General features: G+C 74.5%; 18 protein-coding genes. 9 read left to right on the top strand and 9 right to left on the bottom strand.

Annotated elements, in window-relative coordinates; genetic code table 11:
- The first annotated feature begins 369 nt into the window (after window positions 1–369).
- Genes ACFQRF_RS04865 through ACFQRF_RS04855 form a run of 3 tightly spaced genes read left to right on the top strand, consistent with a single transcriptional unit; the run spans window position 370 to window position 3,208 of the window.
- Window positions 370–1,143 (top strand): IclR family transcriptional regulator, encoded by a 774-nt coding sequence (locus ACFQRF_RS04865; RefSeq protein WP_379869209.1) that lies wholly within the window; start codon window positions 370–372, stop codon window positions 1,141–1,143.
- Entirely contained in the window at window positions 1,140–2,363 is a 1,224-nt protein-coding gene (locus ACFQRF_RS04860) for a CaiB/BaiF CoA transferase family protein (RefSeq protein ID WP_379869207.1), read from the top strand. Before ACFQRF_RS04865 ends, ACFQRF_RS04860 begins: the two co-directional genes overlap by 4 nt.
- Window positions 2,360–3,208 (top strand): citryl-CoA lyase, encoded by an 849-nt coding sequence (locus ACFQRF_RS04855; RefSeq protein WP_379869206.1) that lies wholly within the window; start codon window positions 2,360–2,362, stop codon window positions 3,206–3,208. Before ACFQRF_RS04860 ends, ACFQRF_RS04855 begins: the two co-directional genes overlap by 4 nt.
- A gap of 1,125 nt (window positions 3,209–4,333) precedes the next feature.
- On the opposite strand, the gene rpmF is transcribed toward ACFQRF_RS04855, so the two are convergent.
- The 3 genes from rpmF to rpmG are packed head-to-tail and all read right to left on the bottom strand — an operon-like array spanning window position 4,334 to window position 4,988.
- Window positions 4,334–4,504 (bottom strand): 50S ribosomal protein L32, encoded by a 171-nt coding sequence (gene rpmF / locus ACFQRF_RS04850; protein ID WP_379869204.1) that lies wholly within the window; start codon window positions 4,502–4,504, stop codon window positions 4,334–4,336.
- Between the two features lie 34 nt (window positions 4,505–4,538).
- On the bottom strand, window positions 4,539–4,784 hold the full coding sequence (locus tag ACFQRF_RS04845; protein WP_379869203.1) for a type B 50S ribosomal protein L31: 246 nt from the start codon (window positions 4,782–4,784) through the stop codon (window positions 4,539–4,541).
- A 39-nt stretch (window positions 4,785–4,823) separates the two neighbouring features.
- A complete protein-coding gene (gene rpmG / locus ACFQRF_RS04840; protein ID WP_379869201.1) occupies window positions 4,824–4,988 on the bottom strand; it encodes a 50S ribosomal protein L33 in 165 nt (54 codons plus the stop codon).
- A 235-nt stretch (window positions 4,989–5,223) separates the two neighbouring features.
- Here rpmG and ACFQRF_RS04835 point away from each other — a divergent pair, with 235 nt between their 5' ends.
- Both ACFQRF_RS04835 and ACFQRF_RS04830 read left to right on the top strand, forming a co-directional pair.
- Entirely contained in the window at window positions 5,224–5,688 is a 465-nt protein-coding gene (locus tag ACFQRF_RS04835) for a hypothetical protein (RefSeq protein ID WP_379869200.1), read from the top strand.
- Window positions 5,689–5,975: 287 nt separating this feature from the next.
- Window positions 5,976–6,827 (top strand): SRPBCC family protein, encoded by an 852-nt coding sequence (locus ACFQRF_RS04830; RefSeq protein ID WP_379869198.1) that lies wholly within the window; start codon window positions 5,976–5,978, stop codon window positions 6,825–6,827.
- A gap of 31 nt (window positions 6,828–6,858) precedes the next feature.
- On the opposite strand, the gene ACFQRF_RS04825 is transcribed toward ACFQRF_RS04830, so the two are convergent.
- Complete coding sequence (locus ACFQRF_RS04825) at window positions 6,859–7,821, bottom strand: nucleoside hydrolase (RefSeq protein WP_379869197.1); 963 nt, start codon at window positions 7,819–7,821, stop codon at window positions 6,859–6,861.
- Window positions 7,822–7,889: 68 nt separating this feature from the next.
- On the bottom strand, window positions 7,890–8,978 hold the full coding sequence (locus tag ACFQRF_RS04820; RefSeq protein WP_379869195.1) for an FAD-dependent oxidoreductase: 1,089 nt from the start codon (window positions 8,976–8,978) through the stop codon (window positions 7,890–7,892).
- Window positions 8,979–9,169: 191 nt separating this feature from the next.
- On the opposite strand from ACFQRF_RS04820, the gene ACFQRF_RS04815 reads away from it, so the two are divergent.
- On the top strand, window positions 9,170–9,361 hold the full coding sequence (locus tag ACFQRF_RS04815) for a hypothetical protein (protein ID WP_379869193.1): 192 nt from the start codon (window positions 9,170–9,172) through the stop codon (window positions 9,359–9,361).
- A 32-nt stretch (window positions 9,362–9,393) separates the two neighbouring features.
- Here the strand turns inward: ACFQRF_RS04815 and ACFQRF_RS04810 are convergent, their stop codons facing one another.
- Window positions 9,394–10,041, bottom strand: a complete 648-nt coding sequence (locus ACFQRF_RS04810; protein WP_379869192.1) for a nitroreductase family protein — start codon at window positions 10,039–10,041, stop codon at window positions 9,394–9,396.
- Between the two features lie 127 nt (window positions 10,042–10,168).
- Between ACFQRF_RS04810 and ACFQRF_RS04805 the strand changes: the two genes are divergently transcribed.
- Window positions 10,169–10,630: a MarR family winged helix-turn-helix transcriptional regulator gene (locus tag ACFQRF_RS04805; protein WP_379869190.1), complete on the top strand. Its 462-nt coding sequence runs from the start codon at window positions 10,169–10,171 to the stop codon at window positions 10,628–10,630.
- Between the two features lie 55 nt (window positions 10,631–10,685).
- On the opposite strand, the gene ACFQRF_RS04800 is transcribed toward ACFQRF_RS04805, so the two are convergent.
- Window positions 10,686–11,621, bottom strand: coding sequence for a DMT family transporter (locus tag ACFQRF_RS04800; protein WP_379869188.1), 936 nt, complete (start codon window positions 11,619–11,621; stop codon window positions 10,686–10,688).
- A 179-nt stretch (window positions 11,622–11,800) separates the two neighbouring features.
- On the opposite strand from ACFQRF_RS04800, the gene ACFQRF_RS04795 reads away from it, so the two are divergent.
- Entirely contained in the window at window positions 11,801–12,187 is a 387-nt protein-coding gene (locus ACFQRF_RS04795) for a hypothetical protein (RefSeq protein ID WP_379869187.1), read from the top strand.
- Window positions 12,188–12,301: 114 nt separating this feature from the next.
- Here the strand turns inward: ACFQRF_RS04795 and ACFQRF_RS04790 are convergent, their stop codons facing one another.
- A complete protein-coding gene (locus ACFQRF_RS04790) occupies window positions 12,302–12,562 on the bottom strand; it encodes a hypothetical protein (RefSeq protein WP_379869185.1) in 261 nt (86 codons plus the stop codon).
- 176 nt (window positions 12,563–12,738) lie between these two features.
- The gene (locus ACFQRF_RS04785) at window positions 12,739–13,488 is read right to left on the bottom strand and encodes an AraC family transcriptional regulator (protein ID WP_379869184.1); all 750 of its coding nucleotides are present in this window, start codon (window positions 13,486–13,488) and stop codon (window positions 12,739–12,741) included.
- A gap of 54 nt (window positions 13,489–13,542) precedes the next feature.
- On the opposite strand from ACFQRF_RS04785, the gene ACFQRF_RS04780 reads away from it, so the two are divergent.
- Window positions 13,543–14,715, top strand: a complete 1,173-nt coding sequence (locus ACFQRF_RS04780) for an MFS transporter (protein ID WP_379869182.1) — start codon at window positions 13,543–13,545, stop codon at window positions 14,713–14,715.
- The last annotated feature ends 2 nt before the right edge of the window (window positions 14,716–14,717 follow it).

The raw sequence follows: 14,717 nt of genomic DNA, 5'->3' as shown, positions 1-14,717 counted from the left end.
CTCTTTCGGGTTGCGTCGTCGCGTGGTCCACTGTGTGGTCCGATAAGTCCGCACTTCAGTCCGGCACATGATGCGCGTCACATGCCGGGCTGTCAAGCCGTGACGGGGTCGGCCGGTGACCTGGGTCACGGTAGGTCATTTTCGCGAGCATGGCGCATCGCGTGCCATCAGGTACATCTTTAGGTCGTTTTGGTCGTGTTCGTCATTGTGGTCTCGGCGGAAGAGTGGCGCGGTCCGGTGTTGGGACCGTGGTCACGCGTCACTGTGCGTGCGGTCACTGGGTCATCGGGTCACGCGGGGCGACGTGTGGGCCATCTGGTGGTATGAATGGGCTACCAGATGGTCCGAACGTGTGGAGGAGGTGACGGCATGGGCACCACGGGTGAACAGGACTCCGGCGTGCGCAGCGTGCTGCGTGCGCTGGACCTGCTCGCGCTGTTCGACGAACGCCACCAGCACCGCGCCGTCCGTGAGCTGACCGAGCACAGCGGGCTCGCCAAGAGCACCGTGCTGCGCCTGGTGGGCACGCTGGAACAGCGCGGCCTGCTGTGGACCCGCCCCGACGGGCGGATCGGGATCGGGCCGGGACTGCTGCGCTGGGCCGCGCTGGCCCGGACCACCTGGCGGATCCCCGAGGAGGTCCGCCAGGTCATGCGCGAACTCGTCGCCGAGACCGCCGAGACCGTGAACCTCTACGTCCGCAGCGACATCGGCCGGGTCTGCGTGGCGCAGGAGGAGGGGCCGCAGAACCTGCGGCACGTCCTCAACGTCGGCGACGAGCTGCCCCTGTGGGCGGGCGCGGCCGGGCGGGTGCTGCTGCTCGGCGCCGACGACGCCCTGCTGCGCCGGGTCGCCGTCGCCTCGCCGCAGGGCGCCCACCACGCCGAGACGCTGCGCGAACGGGTCGCCGAGGTGCGCCGCGACGGCTACGCGGTGAGCCACGGCGAGCGCGAGACCGGCGTCTCCGGCGTCGCTGCGCCCGTGACCGGCCCCGGCGGTACCGTCGTGGCGGCCGTCGCGCTAGGCGGTCCCACCGCACGGTTCACCTCCGCCGCCGTGACCGAGTTCGCCGCCGCGGTGTCCCGGGCCGCCGCCCGCGTCTCCGATATCGGCCTGGACCTCGGAGCGGGAGGCCGCCCGTGACGCCCCCCGCCCCCCGGACCGCCGGCATCCTCGCCGGCGTGCGCGTCCTCGACCTCACCAACGTGCTGGCCGGTCCCTTCGCCAGCTACCAGCTCGCCCTCATGGGCGCCGACGTCATCAAGGTCGAGGTGCCCGGCAGCGGCGACCTGGCCCGCCAGCTCGGCGCCGACCCCGGCCTCAATCGCGAGCTGCTCGGCGCCTCCTTCCTCGCCCAGAACGCCGGAAAGCGCTCGCTGACCACCAACCTCAAGGACGAGCGTGGCCGCGAGGTGCTGCGCCGGCTCATCAGCGGAGCCGACGTGCTCCTGGAGAACTTCCGTCCCGGCGTGCTGGACCGGCTCGGCTTCGGCCCGGAGCGGCTGCGCGAGCTCAACCCCCGGCTGGTGTACTGCGCGGTCTCCGGGTTCGGCCAGACCGGTCCGATGCGCGACCGGCCCGCCTACGACCAGATCGTGCAGGGCCTGTCCGGGATGATGAGCGTCACCGGGACCGCTGAGGCCACCCCGCTGCGCGCCGGTTACCCGATCGCCGACACCCTGGGCGGGCTGGCCGCCGCCTTCGCCGTCGCCGCGGCGCTGGTGCGGCGGGAGCGCACCGGCGAGGGCACGCACCTGGACGTGTCGATGCTGGAGACCGCGGTCACCGCGATGGGCTGGGCGGTGTCCAACTACCTCATCGCCGGGGTGGAGCCGCGGCCGATGGGCAACGAGAACGGCACCGCCGCGCCCTCGGGCACCTTCCGCACCGGCGACGGCGCCCTCAACATCGCCGCCAACCAGCAGCGGCAGTTCGAGACGCTGTGCCGCCTGGTCGGGCGCCCCGACCTTCCCGCCGACCCACGGTTCACCGAGCGCGAGTCGCGCAAGGCGCACCGCGCCGAACTGCGCTCCGAACTGGAGGACGCCCTGGCGGCCCGGCCCGCCCTGGAGTGGGAGCGGCTGCTGTCCGACGCGGGCGTGCCCGCCGCCCGCGTGCTCGACGTCCCCGAGGTCGTCGGCCTGGACCACATCGCCGAGCGCGGCCTCGTGCACGAGCTGGACTTTCCCGGCCGTGACGACCGGAGCGTGCGCGTGCTCGGCAGCGGCGTGCACGTGGACGGCCATGCGTGCGCGCCGGCCGGCTCCCCGCCGCTGCTGGGCGAGCACACCGACGAGCTCCTGCGCGAGCTCGGCTACGACGACGACGAGATCTCCACGCTGCGGAAGGACGGGGTGCTGTGACCCGAGAGGCGATCCAGGCCGAGGAACCGACCATGACCGAACGCGAGGTCAGCGACTGGTGGGCCACCGGCGTCACCCGCATCGCGCCGGGTGAGATCGAACTGCGCGGCTACCCGGTCGAGCAGCTGATCGGCACCGCGTCCTTCGTGGACGTCGTCTGGCTGCTGCTGCGCGGCGAACTGCCCGATCCGCGGCAGGCCCGGCTGCTGGAGGCCGCGCTGCTCGCCTCCGTCGACCACGGCCCGCAGGCACCGTCCATCGCGGCGGCCCGCATGGCGGTCACCTGCGGGGTGGGGCTGAACAACGCCGTGGCCAGCGGTGTCAACCTGCTCGGCGACGTGCACGGCGGCGCAGGCCAGCAGTGCATGGAGGTGCTGGCCGCGGTCCGCGACCGGCACCGGGCCGGCGAGGAGCTGGCCGACGTGGCCGCCGACGTCGTCGCCGAGCACCGCGCCGACCACCGCTACGTCCCCGGCTTCGGGCACCGATTCCACCCGCGAGACCCGCGCCGCGACCCGCTGCTCGGCCTGGTCGCCGACGCGGTCCACTCCGGCGTGGTGGCGGGCGAGCACCTCGCCGCCGCGGAGGCGCTGGAGCGCGCCCTTGCGGCGGGCCGGACCCGGCCGGTGCCCATGAACATCGACGGCGCCACCGGGGTGATCTACGCCGAGCTGGGGTTCACCCCTGAGCTGGGGCGCGGCCTGTTCGTGCTCGCACGCTCGGTGGGCGTGCTCGCGCACGCCTGGGAGGAGCGCCAGGGCGGCGCCCGCATCAAGGGCCCGATCCCGCGGCGGCTGCTCGCCTCCTACACCGGCCCCGCGACCCGGCCGGTGCCTGAGCGCTGACCCTGCCGGCCGGGGTGCCGGGCCGCTGGGGCGTGGATGAGGGTGCGTCCGCTTCGGTGGGCGTGGTCGATCAGCGACGGTGGCCGTGAGCGATCCGGCCGTTCGGCCGGGGTGCCGCGTTGAGGCTGCGGAACCGCTGCCAGGTGCGCGCCACGGCCCCGGGGGCGTGCGGCGCGGCGCTCTCGGTCCGGGATGGCCGCGCCACCGGTCCGGGCGCGCATCACGCGCCCGGCGGTGCGCGCGCGCCCCGGGGCCGGCCGTGGGACGTACCGTCCACGTCAACGTCGCTGAGGGTGAGGCTTGGTTCTCCTCGGTTGGCTGAGTCACCGTTCATTGGGAAAGTGGTCGAAAACGAGACTCCGCGCTGATAACGTCGCAGGTCAGTAAGAGTGCTCCCCGCACGCGCGGGGATGGTCCCGCCGGAATCATCACAGCTTCTGGGGCGGAGCGTGTGCTCCCCGCACGCGCGGGGATGGTCCCCGCGAACGGAACCGCATGTGGTACCGGGTAATGTGCTCCCCGCACGCGCGGGGATGGTCCCGGCGGCGCATCGCTCAGCGGCACGTGGGCGTAGTGCTCCCCGCACGCGCGGGGATGGTCCCGCATCGCCGCGTCCCGCGCCCGCCGGTACGCCGTGCTCCCCGCACGCGCGGGGATGGCCCCAACGCCCAGGAGGACCTGGACGTCAGCGTCATGTGCTCCCCGCACGCGCGGGGATGGTCCCTCGGACCTGATGGCCGTACGATGCGGAGGGAAGGGCGGCCAGGTGCGTCGTCGCCCCTGGCCGTCGGTGCCCTTCGCCAGGCCCGCGGCCGGTTCAGGGAACCCAACCCCATCGGCCATCCAGCGGCCCGGCGCCCCGGCTGGCGGATGCGGTCTGTGCCAGGTGCCCGCGAACCGCACCCGTCCCGTTCCTGGCTCTTGTGGCTCGCTCTGGCCGGGCGCAGCGGTTCTTCGGCCACCGTGCTCTAGGTCTTACCGCTCCGCACGGTCGGCATCGCGCCGCTGGACGGCACCGGCCGGCCCGGCGCGGCGGGCGCGCGCGGGTGGGGCGCGCCACCTGGCACGGCGGGTACGGTGCACGGCCGGCCGCAGCGGCCCCGCGTCGGCGGCCGTGCGCCGCGGTCAGTCCGGCAGCCGCAGCAGCCCGCGCCGGTAGGCGGGGACCAGCCGGGCGGGGACGAGGGCGCGGCGGCCACCGACCTCCACCGGGACGAGATCCGGCACGGTGGCCCGCCACTGCGAGCGGCGCTTGCGGGTGTTGGATCGGGACGTCCTGCGTTTGGGAACGGCCATGGCGGTGGCCTCCTTTCGAGAGCGTGCGGCGGGTTCAGGATCGGCCGTAGCGGCGCTGGAAGCGCTCCACACGTCCGGCGGTGTCGATGACCCGTCCGCGGCCGGTGTAGAAGGGGTGACTGGCCGACGACACCTCGACGTCGATGACGGGGTAGGTGTTGCCGTCCGTCCATTCGATCGTCCGGTCGCTCGTGGCGGTGGAGCGGGTGAGGAACGCGAAGTCGGCGGCGCGGTCGCGGAAGACGACCGGGCGGTACTCGGGGTGGATTCCGGGTCTCATTGGGTTCTCCTGGTCGGGGCGGTCGTGAGCGGGCAGTGGTCAGCGCTCTTCGCGGAAGTCCACGTGCCGGCGGATGATCGGGTCGTACTTGCGCAGCACCAGCCGGTCCGGCGTGCTGCGCCGGTTCTTGCGCGTCACGTAGGTGTAGCCCGTGTCCGCGGTGGACCGCAGTTTGATCACGGGCCGCAGGGAGTCGCGCGCCATTGGTGAGCCCTCCGTTCGTCGAGGCGGGCGGGGACCCGCACATGCTACAAGCGAATGATAACCGTTTTCATTCCCGGTCTGGTGGTCTGATCGAGCGCCGCCGGCGCCGGGTTCACGGTGCCTGCCGCGCGCGCCCTCGCCAGGCCGCACCATGGGCCGGCCCGTTGAGCACCGACTTTCGCCGTACGCCGAAACAGATCGCGCGGGCCGCGGCATTTCGCGCAGAATTCCGATTGTGACCGCGCTGCACCGCATCGCGCCGCATACCAGCGGGGAATTTCGGCTTGTCGCGGTTCGCAGCACAACGGGGAAAACGGGGAGAGAAATGCGAAAGATCACCAAGGCCGCAGCGCTGACGTTCGCCGTGGCCGCACTCGCCACGGTCGGTATGACCAGCGCGAACGCCGCCGAGGCCGCTGCCACCGTGCGCGGCTGTCCCTCGGGGGCCGTGTGCATCTATCCGCAGAACGCCGGGTGGAACAACGACCGCCCGTCGCACGCCTTCTACAGCTACGGAGCCCACAACATCTACGGTCAGGTGGGGCTGCACTACGTTTTCAATAACCAGACGGGCGGTGCCACGGCCCGCACCTGCACGGGTGCCAACGGAACGGGGGACTGCCAGGGTCACCTTCCGGCGGGCTACTACATCGAAAAGGACCTGACGCCGATCAACTCGATCCTCCTCGTCCGGCCGTAGCGCCGGCCGGACGCCGCACGCCGGTTCGACCGGGCCGGGCCCTCCGGGGCTCGGCCCGAGTGCCGTGCCCGCCTCGGGAGACCGCGCCGTCGCGGCCCCCGGCGCACACCGCCGTCATCCAGTGGATCACCGCCCGGCGACCGGCTCGGCCACTCGCGGCCGCAGGCCGCCCGCGCCATGACCGAAGCGGGAAGCTCTCTTGAACCGCCACGCGGCGGAATCCGTCGGCCCGCGATGCAGGATCGGAAAGGAAGACGCCGGAGCGCAGCGCGAAGGAGAGCGAACCGATGGATCAGCCGTCCGTCCTCACCATCCGATCCCGCGCGGCCGCTCCGCCTGAGGCGGTCCACCGCGCGCTCACCGATCCCGGCGCCGTGCGCGCCTGGCTCACCGAGAACGTCGACATCGACCTGGCGCAGGGCCGCTACACCTTCTGGGGCCGGCACACCCCCGACGGCGACCGCCCCCGCCAGCGGCTGCTGGAGCACCGCCCCGGCCGGCTGCTCCGGTTCGCCTGGGACCTGACCTCCGGCCCCGCGACGGTCGCCGTCCGCATCGAGCCCGGCGAGCACGGGGACACCGAGATCACCGTCACCCACGAGCCCCGCCCGCCGTCGGGCACCCCGGGCGGCAACGTCCCGTACTACTTCTGGGACCTCGCGGTGGACAACCTCGTCAACCTGGTCGAGGGACGCCGCCTGGCCCCCAGGTTCGACCCGGGGCCGGTGCGCGACGGCCGTGCCCGCGCGGAGGTGACGATCGACGCCGCCTCCGGCGACGTCTACGCCTCCCTCATCGAGTCCGGCCCGCTCAGCGAGTGGACCGGCGGCACCGCGTCGGTGGAGCCGTGGGTCGGCGGGCGGTACGACTTCGGGTGGGACCACGGGCCCGGCGACATCCTGCTGCTCGACCCCGGCCGGGCGCTCGCCTACACCTGGACCTACCCGGACACGCCGGAGACCGTGGTGCGGTGGGAGCTCGCCGACGTCGACGGCGCCACGCAGGTCATGGTCGTGCACGGGCGGTTCGAGGACGCCGGCCTCGCCACCGACTTCCAGGGCGGCTGGCAGGCGTACCTGCGGGCGATCAAGCGCCTGCACGAGCGCGGGCACGCCTGGAACGAGGCCGAGGTCCGCTGAGGCGCCCGCCCGGCCCGGCCGGGCGGGCGCCTCAACCGGTCCAGGGCCGCGACGGCGGCACCGGCCGGGCCAGCAGGTCGCGCAGGTACCCGAAGAACCCGTCGGTGTCGACCTCCTCGACCACGGCGGCGTTCGGGGCCAGGCCGTGCACGCCCCACGACATGGCGGAGTAGCCGCGGGTCAGCTCACCGGCGGTCTCCACGTCGACGTGGTACCCGGCCGCGCGGCGCAGCAGCTCCGGGCGGAGCAGCAGCGCCACCGTCAGGGAGTCCGGGTGCGTCGTGCCGTCGATGCCGACCCGGCGGTCGAACTCCAGTGTCGCCGCGCACACCCGCGTGAAGAACCGGGACAGCGGGGTGCCGAGGGCGGCGATCTCGGTGAGCCGTGCGTCCCCGAACACCGCCTGGCGCAGCGTCAGCGGATCCCAGGGGACGACCGTGATCGCGAAGCCCGCCGCGAACACCGCCCGGGCGGCCTCGGGGTCGACGTAGAAGTTGAACTCCGCGGCCGCGGTGATGTTGCCCCGCCCGTTGTTGGACCCGCCCATCACGTAGAGCGCGCGGAGGTTGCCGGGGAAGGCCGGGTCCTTCGCCGCCGCCATCGCGATGTTGGTGAGCGGGCCGATCGCCGCGACCGAGAGCTCGCCGGGGCGCTCCGCGGCGAGCCGGACCAGGGCGTCGACGGCGTGCTCCTCCTCGGGGCCGCACCCGGTAAGGTCGGCGTCGAGCCCGCCGGTGCCGTCGCCGTGCACGTTCTCGGCGCTCTGCCACGGCCGCACGAGCGGCCGCCGGCAGCCGAGGTGGACCGGGACCTCACCGAGCCGGCCCGCGGCGTTCAGAGTCAGGAACGCGTTGCGCACCTGGCGGTCGAAACCGACGTTGCCGGCCACCATCGTGATCGCCCGCAGGTCGGCGCGCGGATCCAGCAGCGCGGCGAGCAGCGCGACGCAGTCGTCCTGGGCGGTGTCGGTGTCGATGACCAGCGGGACGGTCATGGGCGGCTCCTGGTGCTCGGCGCTCTTCCGGGGTACGCGTCCAGGGTGGCAGCCGGGTCCGGCCGCCGTCACGACGGGGCGGGGCGCCCGGCCGCGATCTCGCGGGCCGCGGCCGCCGCCGCCCGGTGCGCGCTGATCATGGACGCCGACGGACCGTAGCCGACGAGGTGCACTCGCGGGTCCGGCGCCGTGCGGGTGCCGATCATCCGGATGCCGCCGCGCGGGTCCCGCAGCCGCAGGGGGGCGAGATGCCCGAGCACCGGCCGGAAGCCGGTGGCCCACAGGATCACGTCGGCGGGCTCGGCGCGGCCGTCCGCCCAGGCCACGCCGTCCGGGGTGATCCGGTGGAACATCGGCCGGGCCACCAGCACGCCGCGCTCCTCGGCGGCGCGCACCGCGGGCGTCCGGCTGATGCCGGTGTAACTGACCACGCTGCGCAGCGGCAACCCGGCGGCCACCCGTTCGGCCACCTGGTCGGTGACGGCCACCAGGTCGGCCTCGGTGGGCCGGCCCGCGCGCAGCTCCGGCGGGCGGCGGGTCACCCACAGGGTGTCCGTCACCTCGGAGAGCTCGGCGAGGATCTGGGCGGCGGAGTTGCCGCCGCCGACCACGATGACGCGGGCGCCCGCGAACTCCTCCGGCGCGTCGTACCCGGCGGCGTGCAACTGCCGCCCGCGGAAGCCGTGCCGGCCGGGTACCGCCGGGATGAACGGCCGGTCCCAGGTTCCCGTGGCGTTGACGATCGCGCGGGCCCGCCACGTCCCGGAGCCGGTCTCCACCAGCAGGGGAGTGCCGCGGGTCACCGTGACGTCGGGGCCGTCGTTGCGTACGGAGCGCACCACCACCGGCCGGCGCACGGGCAGCGCGAAGTGGCGCTCGTAGCGGGCGAAGTACGCCGCGACCTCCGGACCGTCCGGCGGCGGCAGCCCCGGCCGTTCCCACGGCAGGCCGGGCAGCCGGGTGTAGGCGGCGGGCGAGATGAGGCGCACCGACCGCCATACCCGCTGCCAGGCGCCGCCCGGGCCGGGTCCCCGGTCCAGCACCACCTGGTCGCCCGGGCCGGTGTAGCCGCGGCGGGTCAGGAAGTAGGAGGCGGCGAGTCCGGCCTGACCACCGCCGATGACGACGACGTCGACGTCGGTCGCCTGATCGGTCATGGTCCGACGCTATCGCGGTGACGTGGACGTTCGGCGACCGGTACGACGTGGCGGTGCGGAACGGTAGTGGCCGCGGAGTTCCGGCCCGGCCCGCTCCCGCCGCAACCGGTCCGGCCCTTCCCCCGTCGAAGGGGAAAGGCCGTCACGGACGGCCACGACACCGATGGCAGGCGTGGGGAAGGCGGCGCGAGATGGACGTGATGATGGCGGTGGGCGTGGTGCTCGGCATCGTCGTGCTGTTCGGCATCATGACCGGTGGGGGGAGCGGCGCGGCGCCGCGCCGGCGGCGCGGTCACGTGGTGGGCGATACCGGCGGTGGGCACTACTCCACCGACGGCTCCGGGGACGGCGGTGACTGCGGCGGCGGTGGTGGCGGCGACTGAGCCGCCGCACGGCGCAGGCCGTGCCTCACGGGTCACCATCGGTCCCAGTGCAGAACCTCGGCGCGGGGGATCCGCCGTGCCGGCCGGAAGCCGGTGCCGATGGTGTAGGCGAGCGGGACGAATGCGGCGAGCATGACGTCCTCGTGGGGGACGCCGAGCACCGTGGCGAGTTCCCGCTCCAGGGGGGCCTGGGCGGTGGTCCACACCGTGCCCAGCCCGCGGGCGCGGGCGGCCAGCATGAAACTCCACACCGCGGGCAGGATCGATCCCCAGGTCATGGACTGGTCCAGCACGGAGGCGCCGTCCGTCCGCCCCTCCACGGCCGGGATGACGAAGGCGGGCACCCGGTGCGCGTTGTCGTGGAGGTGCCGCAGCCCCGCGGAGATCCGCTCCATGGATCCCGGGTGCGCGTACATACGCCGCAGGTCTCGTTCGGTCACCGGCCGTCCGCCGCCGGTGGCGAGGGCGCGGCGGAAGACGTCGGCCACGGCCCGGCGCCGGGGCTCCTCCGTGACCACGATGAAGTGCCAGCGCTGCCGGTTGCGGCCGGTGGGCGCCTGGGTGGCGAGGTCGACGCACTCCTCGATCAGCTTCCGCGGCACGGGCCGGGTCAGGTCGAGGCGGCGGCGCACCGCCCGGGTGGTGGACAGCAGTTCGTCGGGGGTGAGGTTCAGCGTCATGAGGCGACGGTCCGTCCGATTCGTCTGTGTGCAGATGATCGGCGAATCTACGATGCGGTCCGTCTGCCGTCAAATGATCTGGCCAGAGATGAAGCTGGTAGGGTCGGACGCCGCGAAGGGAGATCCGATGCCACCGACGACCGGGCGACCCCGCCCCAGTTACTTTCCGCGCCTGGCGGCCGACCGCCCGGACATCGCGCTGTGCCGTGCCTCGGCCGCCGTCGCCCGGGCCGCCGACGCGCACGCGGAGCAGCAGGGGCTCGGCGTCGGCCGGCACCTGGTGCTGCGCATGCTGACGGCGGTCGGCCCGTGCTCCCAGCAGACGCTCAGCGAGGAACTGCGCATCGACCGCAGTGTCATGGTGGGCCTCTGCGACGACCTGGAGCACGCCGGTCACGTGCGCCGCGAGCGGGACCCCGAGGACCGCCGTGCCTACGCGGTCACCGTCACCGAGTCCGGGCGGCGGGCGCTCGCGGCGGCGGAGGCGACGGTCCCGGAGTTCCTCGACCGGACCTTCGCGGCCCTCACCCCGGACGAGCGTGACCAGCTCACCGGGCTGCTCGGCAAGCTGCTGGGCGTCCGGGACTGATCGGGGCCGGGCCGGCGGGGGAGCGGCCGTCCCGCCGGCCCCGACCGCGACGGGGTCAGCGCGGAACGGGCGCCGAGGGAGAACCGGCGGCCACGACACCGCCCGGAGCGGTGCGCGACCGGCTCAACGCCATGGCGGTCACCGCGGCCAGCACGAGGGCGGCGCCGAGCCACTGGTTCCAGACGAGTTCCGCGCCGAGCACGCCCACCCCGACCAGCGCCGAGACCAGCGGGAAGGCCAGCTCGGCCAGCGTCGCCCGGCTCGCGGCGGTGCGGCTCAGCCCCCAGTAGTACAGGACGAGCGCGCACAGGCCCGGGATGAGCGCCAGCGCCGCCAGCAGCGGCAGGTGCGACGCCCCGACCGTCAGCGGCGAACCGGTGCCCAGCACGATGAGCAGCGTCACCGGCAGGGCGATGGTGAACCGCAGCGTCGTGACGTGCCGGACCGGCAGCCGGGTGCCGGCCAGCCGGCCGAGCACGGTGCCGGCCGCCCACAGCACGGCCGCTCCCACGGCCAGCCCCGCCGCCTGGACGCCGCTGACGCTCACCGCCAGCGGATCGGGGAAGGCGAGCAGCCACGCGCCGGCCAGCGCCGGCAGCGCGTACCACGCGTACCGGGGGGTGAGGCGCTCGCCGAGCAGCAGTACCGCGAGCAGCACCGCGAACAGCGGCTGCAGCTTCTGCAGCACCTGGGGCGTCACCGGGTCACCGAACGTGAAGGCCGCGGTGAACAGCGTGGTGGCGAGCGCGGACGAACCGGCACCGACGACGAGCATCGCCGCCAGCACCCGCGGCCCCGCCCCGGCGAGGGCCCGCACCGCCGGCCACACCAGCGGCGACAGGCACAGCACGATCAGCAGGTGTTCGTACATGACGATGGTGGGGGCGGGCAGCTCCCGGGCGAGCGGCTCGCGCATCAGGGCGGAGGTGCCCCACAGGCCGGCGGCCAGCGCGACCGCCCACATCCGGTCGGTTCGGCGGCTCTCACCCACGGGCCGCGCTCCGGCGGTCGTCGCGTTCGCGCATCGGGAGGTCCATTCTGTTCGTCGCTATGTGTCGCGGTGCGGCTGATCCGCAGGCGACAACAGCGCGCGGAGGTCCCCGATTCCCACGGGGGCGGCGCGGAGCGGCCGGTTCGGGCGGCGACGGGGCAGGGACGTGCTCTGGTGCCGTGGCCGACACGACACCGCCGCCCTGGGAGGACGATCTCTTCCCGTTCCGCACCCCGCCCGGGCTGCGCACCCTCGTGGACATCGCCTGGCGGCACGCTTACGACTTCTTCCTGGAGAACGAGCCCTGCGATCAGGGCCTGCTGCGGACCCACTTCGACTCCATGTTCGACCTGGACCGGATCCCCGCCCGCCGGACGGGTGCGGCGGCGACCCGGAGTTCGAGGAGTGGGTGCGGCGGCCCGCCGCACCCCTGTTCTCCCCGCCGGAGTTCGCGCCCTTCGGCGCTCTGGGCGACGGCGGGTACGTCGGGTGGCCGGTGCCCGCGCCGGAGCCGGGACGGACGGATCACCCGGTCGCCCTGGCCGACGGTCACGACCACGGCGTGACCCGGACGTCCGGCTCGCCGAGAACCGGTACCTCCTCGACGCGCGCGCGGCCGACCGGCCTCTCCTCGATCGCCTCGCCGCCGAGCCGGGCGTGCGGCCGGATCCCGGCCGGGCCTACCCAGGGGTGTCCTGGAACGGCTCCCTGGTCTGCCGGTCACCGAGGCCGGGACCGTCGTCGACGTGCCCGAGGGGTGGCGGCACGAGGTCGGTGCGGACGGAATCGGCGTCCTCGCCCCCGCGGACGCCTTCGCCGGCCGGACGCCGGTGGTCGCGGACCACCCGCCGCTCGAACCGGAGCTCATCGCCGCCGAATCCTGGCTCGACGCCGGATACCCGGCGACCGCGCCGCTCGCGATCAAGGACGTTTTCGTCCACGGGCCGAGCCGCTATTTCGCCGTGCCGCGACCGCTGTGGGCGCGCGCGTACCGAGATCTCGGCCGGCCCGGGTTCGCGGACCGTCTCGACCTGATGGCGCCGAACCACCAGGGTCCGTGCCACTGTGCCACCCCGCACGGAACACCGACGGGCGGCAGTCTCGCGGGGCCCGCCGGTCACCCCGGGATCCGGTGCGCGCCCGGCGTGTGCCCGAAGGCGCGCCGGAAGACGTCGATGAAGGCGCTGGCGGAGGACCAGCCGCACCGGTGCGCCACGGCGGTCACCGGAGTGTCCTCGGCGAGCAGCCGCAGGGCGTGCTGCAGGCGGAGCTGCATCCGCCACTGCGGGAACGACATGCCGGTCTCCGCGGCGAACAGCCGGGAGAGCGTGCGGGCGCTCGCCCCGGCCTCGGCGCCCAGCGCCGCGAGCGTGCGATCGTCGGCGGGGTTCTCCCACAGCGCGGCGCACACGGCCGCCAGGCGCGGGTCACGGGCGGTCGGCAGGTGGACGGGCTGCTGGCGTGGGGAGACCCGAAGCCGGTCCAGCAGCACGGCGCGCAGCCGGCGCCGTTCCGGTGTGTCGTCCCGCGGCGCGCGGGTGTAGGCGAGGATGAGCTCGCGCAGCAGCGGCGCGACGGTGAGCACCGTCGGGGCGCGCAGCCCCAAGGGGTTCTCCGCGGCCGGCAGGCCGACGGTGTGCATGTCGGTCTCGCCGTAGGCGCGGTGCGCGTGCACGGTGCCGGCGGGGATCCAGATGGCGCGCGTCGCGGGCGCCACCCAGGAACCGGCGTCGGTGGTGATCGCCAGGACGCCGCGGCCCGCGTAGACGATCTGGTGGTCGTCGTGCCGGTGCGCGTCGATGCCGCCGCCGGCGGGCAGCGGCCGGACGTGGGTGGGAGCCACCGGGACGTGGCGGGGAACCGGCATCGTCTGGCATTTTATCGGAAGCCGGACAATCGGTCCGGCGGCCATGATCGGTGCGTGTCGAAGAACAGACCCGTCATCCTCCTCGCCGTGGGCCACGCCTGCGTCGACTTCTACCAGGGCGCCGTGCCCGCCCTCGTCCCCTTCCTGGTGGCCGACCGGTCCTACGGGTACGCCGCGGCGGCCGGGATCGTGCTCGCCGCCTCGCTGCTGTCGTCGGTGGTGCAGCCGCTCTTCGGCGCGCTGACGGACCGGTGGGCGCTGCCCTGGCTGCTGCCCGTGAGCACGGCCGTCGCCGGGGCCGGCATCGCGGTGAGCGGTATGAGCGACTCCTACGAGCTGACACTGGCCGCCGTCGCGCTGTCCGGGGTGGGCGTGGCCGCCTTCCATCCCGAGTCCGCCCGCGCCGCGCGGCGCGCCGCCCGCGGCCGGCACACCGCCATGGGCTGGTTCTCCGTGGGCGGCAACGTCGGGTTCGCCGCCGCCCCGCTGCTCGTCACCCCGGTGGTCGCCGTGGGCGGCCTCGGAGCCTCGCCGCTGTTGGGCGTGCCGGCCCTGGCGGGCGCGGTGTTGTGCGCGGCGGCGCTGCGGGACGGCCGCGCCGCCTCCGCCGTGGCCGCCGCCCGCACGGCCGCGGCCCGGCAGGCAGGAACGGCCACCGACGTGCGCTCGTTCGTGCGGCTGTCCCTCGCCGTCGTGCTGCGCTCGATCGTCTTCACCGGGCTGAGCTCGTTCATCGCGCTGCACGTCGCCCAGCGCACGGGCGGCGGCGAGACTGCCGGCGCGGCCGCCCTCTTCCTGCTGTTCGCGGGCGGGGCGGCCGGCACGGTCCTGGGCGGCCGGGCCGCCGAACGGTGGGGCCGCGTCCGGTGCGTGCGCTGGTCCTATCTGGCGATGGTGCCGGCCGTCGCGGGCGTGGTGCTGGTGCCCGGACCGGCCTGCTACCTGTTCGTCGCCCTGGCGGCGGCCGGGCTCTACCTGCCCTTCTCACTGCAGGTCACCCTCGGCCAGGACTACCTGCCCGACCGGGTCGGTACCGCCAGCGGCGTCACGCTGGGGCTGACGGTCAGCGTCGGCGGGGTGGCCAGTCCCGTCATCGGGGCCGCCGCCGACGCCACCTCGCTGGCCGTGGCCCTGGCTCCGCTGGCGGTGCTGCCCGCGTTCGCCTGGCTGCTGGTCCGGCGACTGCCCGAACCGGCCGCCGCCGGGGCCGCCGGCGCCCCTCGGTGACA

It is taken from the genome of Marinactinospora rubrisoli, assembly GCF_042664915.1.
Classification (GTDB): Bacteria; Actinomycetota; Actinomycetes; order Streptosporangiales; family Streptosporangiaceae; genus Marinitenerispora; species Marinitenerispora rubrisoli.
This window is presented reverse-complemented; position numbering and strand designations above follow the sequence as displayed.